Consider the following 16,346-nt stretch of genomic DNA (forward strand, 5'->3'; position numbering starts at 1 on the left):
GTCGTAGTCCTGTCAAATCTTGCTGTCGGGCTTCGGTCCCCAGGCGTTCGGGCCGGGACCGTAGGTCGGAATGGGGAGAATGCCCTGGGTCGGCCGATACATCAGCGACTCGGCATAGGTGATGAGCTCTGCATCCTCGGGATCGCCGACGACGCCCAGATACCAAGCCGATACGATCTTCGTGGCGGTCTTCATCAATGCCGGATCGGTACCGGTCAGGGCCAGGAAGCCGTCCATGTCGGTGGCGCCGGATTGCGTGATCAGCTGCTGAAGGGCGACAAGGTCCGCGCTCAGCGTGGCGTTGCGCTTGCTTAGTGCAGCCAGGAAGCGCCCGCCGATCACCGGGTCGAGCTTGTAGCCGGTCAGGAATTCGGACAGTCGGGTAAACGCCGCGACCTGATCGTCAGCAGCCAGCACCGATGCGGGGCCGGCCAGATCTGCGAAAAGCGCCAGGCCGCCAATGGCGACAGTGCTGCGGAGAAGGCCGCGCCGCGACAGGCTGGGCACAGGGACGGAGGGAGAAGAGGAATCGAAAGGCATTGGAAGTCTCCAGGGGAGCGTTCAATGGAGAAAAGGAAGCGGGCTTCGGCTTAGTTGAGGGCTGCTTTCGGCCGGCGACGCATGACGAGCCAGACGATCAGACCGAGCACGATGACTACAACAGCAGTCATGGCGGGTGCCGCGAAGGGAGCAAGCTTCACGATCAGCGGCTTATCACCACCTTGACGAATACGCAGCACATCGGCCTCGGTAACCTTCAGTGCGGGATTGCCGTACTGGGCCAACACGTAGTTGCTGACATCGGCGATGTCCTTGTCCGAAAGGCGGTCGGTCGGATAGGCGATGTCGGTGCCGAAGCCCGGCATGAACGCTGTCTGATCACCGACCGTCCGATGCAAGCCATACACGATTGTCGAGATCAGATTGTCGGGGCGATCGCCGCCAGTGGCGGTGTTGTGGAACAGTGACGGATAGGCCTTGTTGCCTTGTCCTTCGACCTGATGGCAGGCCGCGCAGGTGCCGCTGAAGATCGCAAAGCCGTTCTGTTCAGGCGCTTGACCCGGCAGACCACGCAGCGTTGCTTCGGCTTGCTCCGAAGGCTGGCCGAAATCGAAGCGCGCCTTGGCTTCTCCGGACGATACCGGCTTGATGTCCTTGAGGTAGGTCACCATCGCGCCGATGTCGTCGTCGTTCAGATGCTGCAGGCTGTTTTCGATGGCCTCGGCCATCGGGCCGGCCGCCTGCGCCTTGCCGGCGACGTGACCTGTTTTCAGATACTGCGTCAACTCGTCGTCGGACCAGCCGCCGATGCCTTCGATCTTGTCCGAAGTGATGTTCGGCGCGTACCAGGAGCCCAGGGAGCCGCCGCCCAGCGCCTTGCTGCCCGTTTCCGCCATGAACAAATTGCGTGGCGTGTGGCAGGTGCTGCAGTGTTCCAGCGCTTCAGCCAGATAGGCGCCGCGGTTCCATTCGGCCGACTTCGATGCGTCGGGCTGGTAACGATCGGTATCCAGGAAAAGCAGGTTCCAGACGGCCATCGAGGCGCGGATGGAGAAGGGGAACGGAAGTTCCGTTTTGCTTGAAACCTGATCGACAGGCTTCACCTCGTGCATGAAGTAGGCGTAGAGCGCCGCGATGTCCTCGTCGGTCAGCTTCGCGTAGGCGGTATAGGGCATCGCGGGATAGAGATGAGTCCCGTCCTTTGCAACGCCGTCGCGTACGGCGCGGGCAAAATCAGCCTCGCTGTAGGCGCCGATGCCATCTTTCGTTGACGGCGTGATGTTCGTCGAGAAGATCGTGCCGAGCGGGGACTGGATGCCGTAACCACCCGCGAAGGGCTGGCCGCCGTGCGGCGCGGTATGACAGGCCGCGCAATCGGCGGCGGTCGCGAGATAGCGTCCCTTTGCGATCAGCGTCGTCTGGTCGCCGCTTGCCGTCGTATCCTGTGCGCTTGCTCCCTCGACACCGGCCACAAGCGCGGAAAGACAAAGCATACCGACAGCTGTTCTACGACAGTGCGACAGAAATGAAGCGATGAAGGAGCGCTGGGGGGGAGCGGTACGGGACAGCATATTGGCTGCTTTCATAGAAAATGAACAATAGTCTACAGCCCATGCTACCGCCTCCCACGAGCAGGACTGACCTTCTTCACCGGAGAGCGGAAAACGCATATCGGCAGAAGAAACCCAAATGGACAAAGCAAATTATTGATATTGCTTGGCTGTATCGATCCCGATAGAGGATCTGGAGGGGTGTGTCGATGCGTCGCGCTACGGCTTGCGTTTCGTCATATCTGCAGGGAGCCTGAGTTGAAATCAGTTTGTTTTAGAAGCAGGTTTCACAAAAAGTGAAGGATCATGATGAGGTTCGATCTGACCGATCTGAGGATATTTGTGTCGGCCGTGGATGGCGGAAGTCTGACGGCTGCCGCCGCGCGCAACAACATTGTTGTCGCCGCCGTCAGCGCAAGGCTGAAACGGCTCGAAGCCTCATTCAATCTTGATCTTTTCGAGAGAACCGGCCGCGGTATCCGGCCGACGCTTGCAGGGGAAATGCTGGCGCGCCACGCCCGCAAGATCATCGGCGATGCCCGGCAGATCGAGGCCGAATTGGAAGAGTTCGCTGACGGACGAAACGGCCGGGTTCGGGTCCTGTCGAACACGAACATCCTGGCGGAGCACATGCCCACGGCGCTCGGGACATTTCTGGCGGCCAATCCCGACATCAACGTCTCGATCAGCGATCGTCCGAGTTTTGAAGTAATCTCCATGCTGAAGAACGGTGACGCCGATGTCGGTGTCGTCGCCGCATCCGCGGATATGAGCGGTCTGGAGCGCACGCGCTTCGTTCCCGACCGCCTGGTGCTCGTCGCGCCGCCGGACTTCGATCTGCCGCAGCAGCGGATCGATTTCGTCCGCATTCTTGATTTTCGTATGATCGGCCTGCAGGAAAAGGTGGCCCTGTCGCAATTCCTGCGGCGCATCGCCAACGAGCTCGGACGAGAGCTGAACATTCGCATGCGGATGGACGGGTTCGAGGGGATCTGCCGGATGGTCGAGTGTGGGGCCGGCGTTGCCGTCATCCCTGAAAGTGCCGCGCGCCGCTATGAAGCCTTCATGAAATTCAGGACCCTGGCAATCCAGGATGGCTGGGCGGAACGCGAACTGTATCTATGCGTGAAGAGCGAGGCGCAACTGCCGCGCTACGCAAGGGCGCTGCTTGCGCATCTGCGGGACTATGCGGCGATGTTTACCACTGCAGATGGTACTTCGGCGACCGGCTAGACTAAACGGCTGCATCATCGAAGGGCGTCCATCCATAGCGGACGCCCTTCTGTACCTGGGACTTAGGCCTTGAAGAAGGCAAGCAGGTCGGGGTTGATCACATCGGCATGGGTTGTTGCCATGCCGTGCGGCAGGCCCTTGTAGACCTTGAGTTCGCCCTTCTTCAGCAGCTTCGAAGACAGCAAGGCCGAATCGGCGATGGGCACGATCTGATCGTCATCCCCGTGCATCACCAGAACGGGAACGTCGATCTTCTTCAGGTCCTCGGTGAAATCGGTCTCGGAAAATGCCTTGATGCAATCGTAATGCGCCTTCGCACCGCCGATCATGCCCTGACGCCACCAATTGTCGATCACGCCCTGCGATACTTTCGCGCCCGGGCGGTTGAAGCCGTAGAAGGGGCCGCTCGGAATGTCGCGATAGAACTGCGCGCGGTTGGCGACGAGGGCTGCCCGGAAGCCGTCGAAGACTTCGAGCGGCAGGCCGCCGGGGTTCTTCTCGGACTTGACCATGATGGGCGGAACAGCACCGATCAGAACGGCCTTGGCGACGCGGCCCTTGCCGCCGTACTGCGCGACGTAGCGGGCCACTTCGCCGCCGCCGGTCGAGTGGCCGACGTGAATGGCGTCCTTCAGGTCCAGATGCTTGGCGAGTTCGGCAACGTCGGCTGCGTAGGTGTCCATCTCGTTTCCGGTTGCCGTCTGGCTGGAGCGGCCGTGTCCGCGGCGGTCATGAGCGATGACCCGGTAGCCCTTGTCGAGGAAATAGAGCATCTGGGCATCCCAATCGTCGGAGCTCAGCGGCCAGCCATGATGGAATACGATCGGCTGGCCGGTGCCCCAATCCTTGTAGAATATCTGGGTGCCGTCCTTGGTGGTGAAAGTGCTGCTGCTCATCGTGCTCTTCTCCTTGGAGGACTTCGTCTTGGTGGCCGCTTTGGCGGAATTGGTAAAAGGCAGGGCTGCCGCTGCGGCAGCAAGACCCAGACCGGCAGTCATCACGCCCCTGCGGGTGGCTTGGCTGTTCGACGCGTTCATTGTGATCTCCTTTGTTGATTTCGCGATAAACAATATCGCGATAAACATATGGCTAATCTGATTTTGGAGCGCTGTCTACAAAAATCGTTATCGCGATACTATTTTGTGATAATCAGAATAAAACGATATAGGGAGACAGTCATGTCTGTTTCGGAAACAGTCCCCTTGGACAACCAGCTGTGCTTCTCGCTCTACGCCGCGAGTATCGCCATCAACCGGCTTTATAAGCCCATGCTCGACGAGATGGGCATAACCTATCCGCAATATCTCGTGCTGAGCGCGCTGGGCGAAGAGGACGGCCGAACGGTGGGCGGCATAGCGGATCGTCTTGCGCTTGAATCCAGCACGATCACGCCGCCGGTCAAGCGGATGGAGGAGGCAGGACTTGTGACGCGCAAGCGTAGCACGGTTGATGAGCGCCAGGTTCACGTATGGTTGACGGATGCCGGACGAAAGCTGCTGGTAAGGAGCAATTGCCTGGGCCAGGCCTTGGTTGAGCGTTCGGGCATGGAGCCAAAGCAGTTCGATGCGTTCAATCAACAGGCCAAGGCGCTGCGTGCGGCACTGGAAGGGTGACGCCGCCGGGTTGGCGCCACTGCGCTTTCGCTGGTCCAAGCCATGTGCCAGATAGAGAAGAGCAAATGACAACGGGATTCGCGCTTCTTTGACCATAGGATTTGCCCATGCTGAGCTGATTGCCGTCCTCGCCGCCGTCACCGGCGGAGAGCCGCGCGTCATGACGGTTCGCTCCGGCGACGCGCTTCCCTCGGGGCCGTTCGAGATGGGGCACCGGACGCTGCAGAGTGGCTTGCGCGAATGGGTTCAGGAGCAGACGGCGCATCCGGTCGGCTATCTCGAGCAACTCTATACCTTCGCCGATCGCGACCGGAACAATGACATTCTTGGCGGGCGCACGATTTCCATCAGCTATCTCGGGCTGGTTCGCGAGCAGGCGGCGCCCGGCGGCGGACGGCCGGGCTGGCATGGCTGGTACGAGTATTTCCCTTGGGAAGACAGGCGATCCGGTTCGCCGCCGGTCCTTGGTGACATCGCCGGGCGGCTGCTGCGCTGGGCGGAGAGTGATCCGCTGAAAAGCGAAGGGCGTCTTCGGCGCGTAGTCTTTGCCTTCGGTCTCGATGGCGCGTGGAACGAGGACATGGTGCTGCAGCGCTACGAGATGCTTTACGAGGCCGGGCTTGTCGCCGAAGCCGGCGCGTCGGCTGAAACCAACCCCGGCCGGGCGATGTTTGCCGACAACAGGCGCATTCTCGCTACCGGTATCGCGCGGCTGCGTGCCAAGATAAAATATCGTCCCGTCGTTTTCGAGTTGATGCCCGAAAGCTTCACGCTGCTGCAGCTGCAGCGCACGGTCGAGGCCCTGGCGGGGCTGACGCTGCACAAGCAGAATTTCCGCCGGCTGATCGAGCAGCAGGAACTGGTCGAGGAAACCGGCGAGAGCGAAAGCGAAACCGGTGGCCGTCCGGCCAAGCTGTTTCGTTACCGCCACGCCGTGCTCGAAGAGCGCGCGCTGTCTGGATCAAAGCTTCCACTCTCCCGCAATTGACATATGCTCGATCTGAGAATATCTATTTGCCCGCGAAATGCTCAAATAGAGCACAATTGGGAGATGGGTCATTAACCGCGTCGTTGCCGCAGCTTCACTCTATGATCGGGTCAGTCGCGTCATTCCGAAAGCGGAATGGATGTCTTACGAGGCGGACGTCGAAGCAATTCTTGAACTCAAGCGGCGGCGCAATGCGGTCATCCTTGCCCACAACTACCAGACGCCGGAAATCTTTCACGGCGTGGCCGATATCGTCGGCGACAGCCTGGCGCTGGCGAGAAAGGCGATCGACGTCGATGCCGATGTCATCGTGCTGGCGGGCGTGCACTTCATGGCGGAGACGGCCAAGCTTCTCAATCCGGGGAAGACCGTTCTGATCCCGGACATGGGCGCCGGCTGCTCGCTGGCGGATTCGATCACACCTGAGGATGTCGCCCTGTTGCGCCAGGCCCATCCCGGCGTTCCCATCATCACCTACGTCAACACATCCGCCGCGGTTAAGGCCGCTTCCGACATCTGCTGCACCTCGGGCAACGCCAAGAAGATCGTCGAAGCGTTGGGCGTCCCGCGTGTGCTGATGATTCCGGACGAATATCTGGCGCGCAACGTCGCCCGCGAGACGAACGTGGAGGTTCTGGCGTGGCATGGCCACTGCGAGGTACATGAACTCTTCACCGCCGACGATATCCGCCAGCTGCGGGAGAACTACCCCGGCGTCACTGTGTTGGCGCATCCCGAATGTCCGCCAGACGTGGTGCTGGAAGCCGATTTCGCCGGCTCCACCGCCGTGATGTCCGACTATGTCGGCGAGAAGCGTCCCGCGCGGGTCGTGCTGCTGACGGAATGCTCGATGAGCGACAATGTCGCGGTCCACCATCCTGAGGTCGAGTTCATTCGCCCCTGCAATCTCTGCCCGCACATGAAGCGGATCACGCTCGCCAACATCCGCACGGCGCTGGAGGAGAACAGGCACGAGGTGACGGTTGACCCCAGCATTGCCGGCGCGGCACGGCGGGCGGTCGAGAGGATGCTTGAGATATGATCGATCTGCTCGGGAAATACGATGGCCGTATCGTGATCGCCGGTAGCGGGCTCGCGGGATTGATGACCGCGCTCACTCTCGCGCCGCAGCCGGTCGTTCTCATCACCCGCGCGGCCCTCGGTACCGAGACGTCAAGCGCCTGGGCGCAAGGCGGCATCGCCGCCGCACTTGGTTCGGATGACGATCCGCAGCTCCATCTGGCGGATACGATCGCCGCCGGCGATGGTCTGTGCGATGCCGAGGTCGTACGCACGATCACGGCGGCGGCTCCCGCTGTCATCGCGACACTCGAGCGGCTGGGCGTTCGGTTCGACCGGGACGACACGGGCGCGTTGTCGCTCGGCCTGGAGGCCGCTCACGCGCGCCGCCGTATCGTCCATGCCAGCGGCGATGCCTCCGGCGCCTCGATCATCGAGGCGCTGACGTGGGCGGCCGCGACCACGCCGTCGATCACGGTGCTGGAACGGGCCGAGGTTCGTGAACTGCTTGTCGAGCAGGGTGCTGTTACCGGGCTTGTCGTGGCGAGAGGCAAAGGGGTCTTTGCGATCCGCACGTCGCGGGTTGTTCTGGCTACCGGCGGCATCGGCGGCCTTTACGACCACACCACCAATCCGACCTCGAATTTCGGTCAGGGGATCGCGGTTGCTGCCAGAGCCGGAGCTGATGTCGCAGACATGGAGTTCGTGCAGTTCCATCCGACCGCTCTGGTCTCGAACAGCCGGCCGTTGGCGCTGGTCAGTGAAGCCGTGCGCGGGGAGGGGGCAATTCTTGTCAACGACAGGGGCGAGCGTTTCATGGCTGGCACCGACGGCGGCGAGCTTGCGCCCCGCGATGTCGTCGCGCGCGCGATCAGTGCCGAGATCTCGGCCGGACGGCGGGTGTTCCTCGATGCGCGGCAGTCGCTCGGCCCGCATTTCGCCGCCCGTTTCCCAACCATCGACCGGCTCTGCCGCAATGCTGGGATCGATCCGGCGCGCCAGGTCATCCCGGTTTGCCCGGCGGTGCACTATCATATGGGCGGTATCGTGACCGACCTTCGCGGACGCAGTTCCTTACCCGGCCTTTGGGTCGTGGGAGAGGCGGCGTCGACGGGACTGCACGGCGCCAACCGGCTTGCCAGCAATTCGCTGCTCGAAGCCGCCGCCATGGGGCTCTGCGCCGGCCATGATCTCGCGGGTACGACTGCCGACCCCGTCATGCCCGTTCCGATGAAACGCACCGTCTCGCCAATGGCGGATGCGTCTATCGTTCGCCCGTTCGTCTCCCGGCATTTCGGCGTGTTGCGCAATGCAACGTCGCTGCGCGCCGCGATCGCCGGCCTTCTGCCGCTCGCGGAAAGCGAAGCTGCTGCCGCCAATCCAGCCTGCGTTGGTCTGCTGATGGCGGTATCCGCGTTGCTCAGAACAGAATCGCGCGGCGCCCACGCGAGAACGGACTTCCCGTCAAAGGACGCAACCGCCAGGCGACGCATCATGACGTTGGCCGAAGCGCTCGACTTCGCTCGCGACCACACGCAAACCCTTGCCCGGAGTGCCTGACATGACGCTTGCCCCCTTGCCCCGCCTGATGATCGAGCCCGCGATCCGCACTGCGCTTCTGGAAGATCTCGGACTTGCCGGCGATATCACCTCGGCCGCCGTCATTCCGGCGGATCATCGCTCGTCGCTCGTCATGGCCGCCCGACAGCCCGGCGTGATTGCCGGTCTCGATGCCGCCGAACTGGCATTTCAACTCGTCGATCCCGCGATCTCCGTCGTTCGCCATCTGTCTGATGGCGCCGCCGTTCGTGCTGGCGATGTGATCGCCACGATCACGGGCCCGTCGCGGGCGCTGCTGACGGGCGAGCGGACGGCATTGAACTTTCTCGGCCATCTCTCCGGCATCGCGACCGTGACCGCCCAGTTGGTCGAGGCAATCAGGGGAACCAGGGCATCGATCGCCTGCACGCGCAAAACGACTCCCGGCCTGCGGTCGCTGGAGAAATACGCGGTGCGCGCTGGCGGCGGCATGAACCACCGCTTCTCACTAAGCGACGCCGTGCTCATCAAGGACAATCATGTAGCGATTGCGGGGAGCGTGTCGGAGGCGGTCCGTCGTGCCAAGGCCGGTGTCGGGCACATGGTCAAGATCGAGCTGGAGGTCGATACGCTCGCGCAGCTTCGCGAGGCGATGGAGATCGGCGTGGATGCCGTGCTGCTCGACAACATGACGCCGACGGAACTTCGGGAGGCGGTTGCGATCGTCGACCGTCGCGCGGTGACGGAAGCGTCCGGCGGCGTGACACTCGAAACGGTCGCCGCAATCGCCGCCTCCGGTGTCGACCTGATCTCGGCTGGTTGGTGCACGCACAGCGCGCCGACGCTCGATATCGGCCTGGACTATCTCAGCTGACCGAGCACCCGGTTCACCTATCGATGGATCGGGTCGATCCAGGGCACGTTCTCTGGTTTCTCGACGGGTTCTATGTCGAGGTTCACCACGACAGGTTCCTGGCCGGAGCGCATCAGCACGCATTCGAGCACCTCGTCGGTGCTGGCGTTGATTTCCTGATGCGGCACGAAAGGCGGCACATAGATGAAATCCCCTGGCCCGGCCTCCGCGGTATATTCCAGTCGCTCGCCCCAGCGCATGCGCGCCTTGCCCTTGAGCACGTAGATGATGCTTTCGAGATCGCCGTGATGATGGGCGCCGGTCTTGGCGTTGGCGTGGATCGTCACGGTACCGGCCCAGATCTTCTCGGCGCCCGCGCGGGCCTTGTTGATCGCGGTGGCGCGGTTCATGCCCGGTGTTTGCGCGGTGTTGGGATCGAGCGCGTTGCCGGGGATGACCTTGATCCCGTGCTCCTTCCAATCGACGGCTGCGTGGTCATGGTCGCCATGGCTGTGCTCTGTGGTCAAGGTCTTCCTCCCCTGCTTTGGGCTCGGCCGGTGAACGGTCAAAGCCGTCTGTTTTCCAGGCTGTCGGCCAGCCTGTTGCGAAGCCTGCGCTTCACCTCGTCGTCCTGCTCTTCCATTGCGGTGACCAGTTCGCGCAGCGTCGAGCGAAGGCCGTGGATCTGGTCAACGAGGTCCATCATCAGGTCGACGCCGGCTTCATTGACCCCGAGGTCGCGGGTGAGGTCTAGGATCAGCCTGCCGCGGGCGACATCGGCGTCGCGAAACTCGCGGCTGTTTCCCCGCGTCTCGGGCAGCAGCCAGCCCTGCTCGACCCAGACATCGAGAACCGTGCCCTCGATTTTCAGGAAGCGGATAAGTTCAAGATCATTCATGGTTACTCTCCCATGCTCTTTCTTGGATCCTGTGGATGCTCCGGCGCCCAGCTTTCCATGAACTCTGTCAGCTTCGGATCGGGCGCGTCGGGGAGCACAATCTTCAGCGAGACATAGATATCGCCCGCCGCACCGCCGCGTTTGGGCGCGCCCTTGCCCTTGAGACGCAGGACCTTGCCGGTGTTGGAGTTCGGCGCAAGCGTCACGTTAACCGGGCCTGATGGCGTCGGCACGCGAACCTTGCCGCCGAGAACGGCTTCGCTGATCGAGATCGGCAGATCGAAGCGGATGTCGTCGCCATCGCGGGTGTAGAAGGCGTGCGGGCGAACGCGGATTTCCACCAGTGCATCGCCCGCCGCCGCGCCGCCTATTCCAGGCTCGCCCTTGCCTTTCAGGCGCAGGGTCTGCCCGTCGCGGGTTCCCGGTGGAATCTGAAGATCAATCGCGGGGCCATCGGGGAGCCTGATCTGCGTCTTCGTGCCGTTCACGGCATCGAGGAAATCGACCTCCATGGAAAAGCGGCGATCCGATCCCTGCGCGCGAAAGCCGCCTCCCTGACGGGTACGCTGCGAGAAGAAGTTGGAGAATATGTCGTCGCTGTCGCCGAAATCGGCGAAGCCGGAGCTGTTGTGGTACGGGTTGCCGGCGCCCGCTCCGGCCGTGTTTGCATAATCCCGATAGTAGTTGCGCTGCGGCTTCTCGGCACCGGTCATGTCGATCTCGCCGCGATCGAAGCGCTTTCGCTTGTCTTCGTCGCCAAGGATCTCGTAGGCGGAGGATATCTCCTTGAAGCGCTCTTCCGCCTTCTTGTCTCCGGGATTGAGATCTGGGTGAAGTTTCTTGGCGAGCTTACGGAATGCGCTTTGAATATCCTTTTGCGAGGCGTCTTTCTTCACGCCCAGAAGCTCGTATGGATCGGTGCTCATACATATCTCCGGTTCGCCGGGCGGAGATCGCCGGCCTTGTTGCCTGCAATATAGGTTGCGCGATCAAGGCAGACGAGGGGCGAAACGGGTCAGTTTCGCCGCAGGTTGATTTCGCTGGTGACCACCTGCTTGCCGGATGCCGGATCCTTGTCGATCGTCTTGATCCGGATGGCGTTGTCGCCCAAGCGCTGGATTGTCATGCTGGCGGTCCGATCGCCGTTGATGATCTTCGACCAGCGAACGGCGAGATTGATGGCATCGCCGCTGCGCCCGCCGTTGAGTTTCGAAACGCCGCCTGAGGGGCCGATATAGCTGCCGCTATATTGCGTTCCCCTCGCTGTGACGGTGGCGGAGACCTCGCGGGAGAGCACGATCAGGCCCGTGCAGGTCCCGTTCATGGACAGCGCCTCGCCGCTGACCTTCGACTGGAAGGTGCAGTCGAGATTGACGGGCGAAGATGCGGTCGTTCGCTTCATCATGCCGCTGCCGGTCCAGCCGCCGGCCAGCGTTTTCAGGAAACCCGCCTCACTTGCCGACACGGAACCGGCGGCGAGCGAGAGCAGGATTGCAAGAGCAGGCGAATTAAGAGTTCTCATCGCATCCTCCCAGATAACGGCGATAGCTCAACAATGCATTTGCTCAGGCCTAGGTTCCCGCTTGCCGAGGCGGCGACGGTCAGCCGACGGTCAGTTGCAGACGGTCACTCCCCAACGCAATTTCGATGACGCCGGGCTCGGACAGCACGATCGCGCCGCAGAGCGTACCCGTGGTGATGAGCGCGCCGCTCTTCAGCGAACTGTCGGGCCGCTGCTTGTCGTCCGCGTAGGCGCTCAGCCACGTGAGCACATCGCCCTTGGGATGACCCGCCGGGCCGTCGTAGATGCTCGCGCCGTTCAACGTCACCTTCAACGGCGCGCCGCCGACAGTGTCGATGATCGTCTTCGGCAGGGCAGGGCCGAGCACATAGCCGCTGTTGCCGAGCCGGTCGGCAAGAAAAAGCAGGAAAGAAAGGGCGCCGCTCTCCCTGATGCCGCTGACAAGCAGTTCGGCTCCCAGATAGACGCTGTCGATCGCGTCGATGATCTCGGCGCGGCTGTACGGCGTATCGCGGTGCGGCAGATCCTTGCCCAATCGCACGGCGATCTCCGCCTCGAATTTCATGCCAGCATGCCAGGGGATCGTCGCGCCGGAAACGGCCTCGTGATAAGGCGAAAGCGGCGCCGTCACAGCCTGTCCATCAGGCGAAACCGTGACCTTCCAGGCATTGCTGGAGATGGTTTCGGCAGCTGCCAGAAAGTTCTGCGCATCCATGGCGTGGCGCAGGTCCGTCGGAAGCGCGAAATCCGCGGTTGGCGCCTGCTCGCCTGCGCGACGAAGGTTGTTCAGGCGGGACGCGAGGGCGCGAGGGTCGAAAGCCGCGGCGGTATCAGTCATGTCGGTCTCCAGCTTGTTCGGAACGCCACTCTATCGGCAACGTTAAGATGGAGCGAGTGGCTGCGATGGAAAGAGTGCTATTCCATCGCAGCGTACCAGGCGCGACGATAATCGTGCAGCCCGGCGATCTCGGTGGGTGCGAAGTGCCGCTCGGCGCCGGGCTTCGGCCGGATGCCGGTGAGGTAGGCCGCGCCCTGGCTGGTGCCCGTCGATCCCGGCAGTGCGATCACATCGCGTCCGGTCAGCGCAGCCAGAATCGTCATGTAGGTCTCGTTGAGCGCAAAGGGGCCTTCGACCACGATCGGCCCCTTCGCACCGATCAGATCGAGGCAGGCTTCGTTCATGAGCGCGAGGTAGAGACAGACGGCGGCGTAGCGCTCGGGGGCGTTGGCGCCCTCGGCGTTGATCCAGCGGGCCTTCCTGCCCGGAAACGGTCCGGACCCGGCAGCGATGTTCGGCAGAAGCATCATGTCGCGCGCGATCACGGGTTCGACGGCGGCATTGGCGGCCTCAGGACCGACAGGACCGATCTCCTCGGACAGTATCGAGAATTCGCGCCCACCCATGAAGCGGGAGGAGGGGACGGCGCGGCCGTAGGCATCAACGTTAGCGAGCGCGTCACGCGTGGGGTCGAGATGGTTGAGATCGCCGCCGACGCCGAAATTGATGACCCAGGTGCCGGTGGAGACCACCGCGAAAGGAGCGGGCCTCGTCACCAGATGCGGCAGCAGTGAGGCGTTGGAATCATGAATGCCGCAATAAACGGGAATGTTCCGCGCTACGCCGATATCGTCGGCGATGCCGGGCAGGACGGGACCCAATACATCGAAGGCCGACCGGACAGGCGCCATGAGATCGCGGATACAGAGCGTGTCGACCAGCGAGGAGTAATCGCCGGTTCGCGGGTTCCAGAGATCCGTGTGGCAACCCAGAGACGTCGCCTCGTTCGCCGCAACGCCCGTCAGCCGCGCCGCCCAGTATTGCGGGTAGGTCACGATGGTCGCGACCCTGGCAAAGTCGTCGGGAAAGGTTGCCTTCTGATAGTGGATCTGAGCACCGAGGTTCAATCCCATCGTCTGATGCGGGGAGAAGGTCTCGTCGAAACCGGGGCGCAGGGCGGCGTAGGCGTCCCTGGTGTCCTGCGGGTATTCATGCTCGTAATCCAGCACCGGCATCGCGAGCGCGCCGGTTTCGTCGAGGAGTGCCGCCGACGCTCCGTGCGTGGTGATGGAAATCGCATCGAACCCCGGCTGCTTCGCAAAACCCTTGAGAGCGTCCAACGTGAACGTCCAGAGGCCTTCCACGTCATAATGCGGGTAGGGACCGTCGTTGAGTACGGCGTTCGGCGTCTTCACCACCGCGATTTCGGCACCGGTGGCGCTATCGAGCACCACCACCTTGGCGTTGGTCTTGCCGATGTCGAGAACGGCGATGCGAGCGTGGTTGGGATGCGCGGTCATGGCATGTGAAAGACGGTGACGAGATCACTCTGGACGGGCGAATTGTCGGGGTTGGTCGCCATGATGTCCCCCATATGCGCCCACCACTTCTTCATGACCGGATGATCCGGCAGGCTGGCCATGGTGTGGTCAGTCGGTCGGGTCAGCACGCCGAACAGCGTATTGGTTTCCCGGTCCAGATGGATCGAATAGTCGCTGGCGCCTGATTTGTGCAGCAGCCCCACCAGTTCCGGCCAAATCTCGTCATGGCGCTTCCTGTACTCGGCTTCCATGCCGGGATTGAGCGTCATCTTGAAGGCGTGTTTTTCGAGCGTCATCAGGAACTCATGGCTTTGATACGGCGGGCGATGATCGGGATGGCGATGGTGATGATCAGCAGCAGGCCGATGAAGATCGACATGACGATGCCGGGAACGTTCAGCAGGCCAAGACCGAAGGTGACGAGGCCCATGACGAAGGCCGCGATCACGACACCGCCGATCTTGCCGGAGCCGCCGAGGATCGAGACGCCGCCGAGAACCACCATGGTGACGACCTCGAGCTCCCAGCCCTGCGCAATCGACGGACGGGTCGAGCCGAGGCGGGAGGTCAGGCAGACCGAGGCGATGCCACTCATGACGCCGGTCAGCACGAAGAGGATGAACTTCACGCGCTCGACCGGGATACCCGAGAAGCGGGCGGCGAAATCATTGTTGCCGATGGTGTAGACCTGGCGGCCGAAGTTGGTGGCGTGCAGCAGGATCGCGAATGCGATCGCCAGCACGATGAACAGCACGAACTCGAAGGAAAAGACCCAGACGACATAGCCCTGGCCGAAGAAAGCGAAATCCTCTGGGTAACCACCATAAGCCTGGTCGCCGAGAACGATGTAGGAAATGCCGCGAAACAGGCTCATCGTGCCTATGGTCACGACGATCGACGGCAGTTTCAGCACCGAGACCAGGAAGCCGTTGAACATGCCGCAAAGCAGACCGACACCGACGCCGATGGCGACGAGACCCGGCGCGCCGACGCCAAGCTGGGCAGCAGCGCCCATGGCGGTCGACGCCAGCGCGATGATGGCGGCCACCGAAAGATCGATCTCGCCCGATATGACGAGCAACGCCATGGCGAAGGCGATCATCGCCTTTTCGGTAAAGTTGAAGGTCGCGTCCGACAGGTTCCAGGCATCAAGGAAGTAAGGCGATGCCAGCGAATTGAAGATGAAGATCAGGACGGCGACACCGAAGAGCAGGACTTCCCAGCTCGACATGATGCGCTTGAACGGAGTTCCCAGGCGGTCGGGGATAACGCGCTTTTCGCTCGGTGTGGAAACGACGGTGCTCATGCTACCACCTCTGCTGGGGTCTCTGCCGCGGCCTTGTCGCGCAGGATGATGCGGCCGCGATTGCGCTCGCGCCGGGCGTTGAAGACGACGGCGAGGATGATCACGGTGCCGGAGATTGCCATCTGCGTGAAGGGCGAGATGCCGATGACGGGCAGCGCGTTCTTGATGACACCGAGAAAGAGGGCGCCGAGCACCGTGCCGATGACCGAACCCACGCCTCCCGCGATCGAGATGCCGCCGATGACGCAGGCCGCGACGCTGTCGAGCTCGAAGCCGTTGGCGATATCGACATAGGCGACCGCGTAGCGAGATACCCAGAGATAGCTGGCGAGACCGGCGAGCGCACCTGATAGCACGAAGGCGAGGAACTTCGTCCAGCCAACATCGATGCCGGCATAGACCGCAGCGGTCGGATTGCCGCCCGCGGCATAGGTCGAGCGGCCGAACTGGGTGTACTTCAACAGCATGTAGATCAGCGCGACGATGATGATCGCGGCCCAGCTCAATACCGGCATGCCGAGGACGACGGTGCGCGGAACATTGAGGAAGGTCGGCGTCATCTGGTGCGCGTTGACCCATTCACCGCCCGACAGCACGAAAGCCATGCCGCGATAGATGGTCAGCGTGCCTAATGTCACGACGATAGGCGGAATCTCAAGCGCCCAAACCAGGAAGCCGTTGATCGCGCCGAGGAAGGCTCCGATCAGGATGGCGGCCAGGATGAGGACGATCAGCGGCAGATCCGGATGGGCCGCGTTCAGCATCGCGATCGCCATGCCGGTGAAGGCGAGGTTCGCGGCAACGGAAAGGTCGATCGACTTGGTCAGGATGACCGTCATTTGCGCAAGGGCCAGGATGATCAGGATCGACGTATCGTTGAAGATACCGGCGAGGTTGCCAGGCGTCGCGAAGCCCTGGGCTCGTGTCGAGAAGACCGCGATCATCGCCGCGATGATGATGAAGAGCAGCGTTTCGCGTTTTTTCAGGAGTCTGGACATGCAGGT

At 62.3% G+C, this 16,346-nt stretch carries 18 protein-coding genes; 6 read left to right on the forward strand and 12 right to left on the reverse strand.

Annotation, left to right across the window (positions count from 1 at the left end; genetic code table 11):
• Positions 1-12: 12 nt before the first annotated feature.
• Positions 13-540: a sugar dehydrogenase complex small subunit gene (locus QTL95_RS06460; RefSeq protein WP_289719136.1), complete on the reverse strand. Its 528-nt coding sequence runs from the start codon at positions 538-540 to the stop codon at positions 13-15.
• Between the two features lie 50 nt (positions 541-590).
• Positions 591-1,994, reverse strand: a complete 1,404-nt coding sequence (locus QTL95_RS06465) for a c-type cytochrome (RefSeq protein WP_289719137.1) — start codon at positions 1,992-1,994, stop codon at positions 591-593.
• Between the two features lie 363 nt (positions 1,995-2,357).
• Here QTL95_RS06465 and QTL95_RS06470 point away from each other — a divergent pair, with 363 nt between their 5' ends.
• Positions 2,358-3,284 carry a LysR family transcriptional regulator gene (locus tag QTL95_RS06470; RefSeq protein ID WP_289719138.1) on the forward strand — a complete coding sequence of 309 codons (927 nt, stop codon included), beginning with the start codon at positions 2,358-2,360 and terminating at the stop codon, positions 3,282-3,284.
• Positions 3,285-3,346: 62 nt separating this feature from the next.
• On the opposite strand, the gene QTL95_RS06475 is transcribed toward QTL95_RS06470, so the two are convergent.
• Positions 3,347-4,180, reverse strand: coding sequence for an alpha/beta fold hydrolase (locus tag QTL95_RS06475; RefSeq protein WP_289719208.1), 834 nt, complete (start codon positions 4,178-4,180; stop codon positions 3,347-3,349).
• Positions 4,181-4,462: 282 nt separating this feature from the next.
• Here QTL95_RS06475 and QTL95_RS06480 point away from each other — a divergent pair, with 282 nt between their 5' ends.
• The 5 genes from QTL95_RS06480 to nadC all read left to right on the forward strand — a co-directional run bounded on the left by QTL95_RS06480 (position 4,463) and on the right by nadC (position 9,318).
• Positions 4,463-4,897, forward strand: coding sequence for a MarR family winged helix-turn-helix transcriptional regulator (locus QTL95_RS06480; RefSeq protein ID WP_289719139.1), 435 nt, complete (start codon positions 4,463-4,465; stop codon positions 4,895-4,897).
• Between the two features lie 88 nt (positions 4,898-4,985).
• Complete coding sequence (locus tag QTL95_RS06485; protein ID WP_289719140.1) at positions 4,986-5,885, forward strand: NUDIX hydrolase; 900 nt, start codon at positions 4,986-4,988, stop codon at positions 5,883-5,885.
• Between the two features lie 70 nt (positions 5,886-5,955).
• The gene (nadA, locus tag QTL95_RS06490; protein WP_289719209.1) at positions 5,956-6,927 is read left to right on the forward strand and encodes a quinolinate synthase NadA; all 972 of its coding nucleotides are present in this window, start codon (positions 5,956-5,958) and stop codon (positions 6,925-6,927) included.
• On the forward strand, positions 6,924-8,465 hold the full coding sequence (locus QTL95_RS06495; protein WP_289719141.1) for an L-aspartate oxidase: 1,542 nt from the start codon (positions 6,924-6,926) through the stop codon (positions 8,463-8,465). The genes nadA and QTL95_RS06495 overlap by 4 nt, the downstream gene beginning before the upstream one ends.
• Before the next feature lies 1 nt (position 8,466).
• Positions 8,467-9,318 carry a carboxylating nicotinate-nucleotide diphosphorylase gene (gene nadC, locus QTL95_RS06500; RefSeq protein WP_289719142.1) on the forward strand — a complete coding sequence of 284 codons (852 nt, stop codon included), beginning with the start codon at positions 8,467-8,469 and terminating at the stop codon, positions 9,316-9,318.
• Between the two features lie 17 nt (positions 9,319-9,335).
• On the opposite strand, the gene QTL95_RS06505 is transcribed toward nadC, so the two are convergent.
• From QTL95_RS06505 to QTL95_RS06545, 9 genes are all read right to left on the reverse strand, one after another.
• Positions 9,336-9,824 carry a cupin domain-containing protein gene (locus QTL95_RS06505; RefSeq protein ID WP_289719143.1) on the reverse strand — a complete coding sequence of 163 codons (489 nt, stop codon included), beginning with the start codon at positions 9,822-9,824 and terminating at the stop codon, positions 9,336-9,338.
• Between the two features lie 38 nt (positions 9,825-9,862).
• Entirely contained in the window at positions 9,863-10,195 is a 333-nt protein-coding gene (locus QTL95_RS06510; RefSeq protein ID WP_289719144.1) for a chaperone modulator CbpM, read from the reverse strand.
• A 2-nt stretch (positions 10,196-10,197) separates the two neighbouring features.
• The gene (locus QTL95_RS06515; protein ID WP_289719145.1) at positions 10,198-11,121 is read right to left on the reverse strand and encodes a J domain-containing protein; all 924 of its coding nucleotides are present in this window, start codon (positions 11,119-11,121) and stop codon (positions 10,198-10,200) included.
• Positions 11,122-11,210: 89 nt separating this feature from the next.
• A complete protein-coding gene (locus tag QTL95_RS06520; protein ID WP_289719146.1) occupies positions 11,211-11,717 on the reverse strand; it encodes a hypothetical protein in 507 nt (168 codons plus the stop codon).
• Between the two features lie 79 nt (positions 11,718-11,796).
• Positions 11,797-12,555 carry a fumarylacetoacetate hydrolase family protein gene (locus QTL95_RS06525; protein ID WP_289719147.1) on the reverse strand — a complete coding sequence of 253 codons (759 nt, stop codon included), beginning with the start codon at positions 12,553-12,555 and terminating at the stop codon, positions 11,797-11,799.
• A gap of 77 nt (positions 12,556-12,632) precedes the next feature.
• Positions 12,633-14,015 (reverse strand): FGGY-family carbohydrate kinase, encoded by a 1,383-nt coding sequence (locus tag QTL95_RS06530; RefSeq protein WP_289719148.1) that lies wholly within the window; start codon positions 14,013-14,015, stop codon positions 12,633-12,635.
• Positions 14,012-14,332: an L-rhamnose mutarotase gene (gene rhaM / locus QTL95_RS06535; RefSeq protein ID WP_289719149.1), complete on the reverse strand. Its 321-nt coding sequence runs from the start codon at positions 14,330-14,332 to the stop codon at positions 14,012-14,014. Before rhaM ends, QTL95_RS06530 begins: the two co-directional genes overlap by 4 nt.
• Complete coding sequence (locus QTL95_RS06540) at positions 14,332-15,342, reverse strand: ABC transporter permease (RefSeq protein ID WP_289719150.1); 1,011 nt, start codon at positions 15,340-15,342, stop codon at positions 14,332-14,334. Before QTL95_RS06540 ends, rhaM begins: the two co-directional genes overlap by 1 nt.
• Positions 15,339-16,340 (reverse strand): ABC transporter permease, encoded by a 1,002-nt coding sequence (locus tag QTL95_RS06545; protein ID WP_289719151.1) that lies wholly within the window; start codon positions 16,338-16,340, stop codon positions 15,339-15,341. Before QTL95_RS06545 ends, QTL95_RS06540 begins: the two co-directional genes overlap by 4 nt.
• Positions 16,341-16,346: the final 6 nt, after the last annotated feature.

The organism is Rhizobium sp. S152 (assembly GCF_030380735.1).
Taxonomy (GTDB): Bacteria; Pseudomonadota; Alphaproteobacteria; order Rhizobiales; family Rhizobiaceae; genus Rhizobium.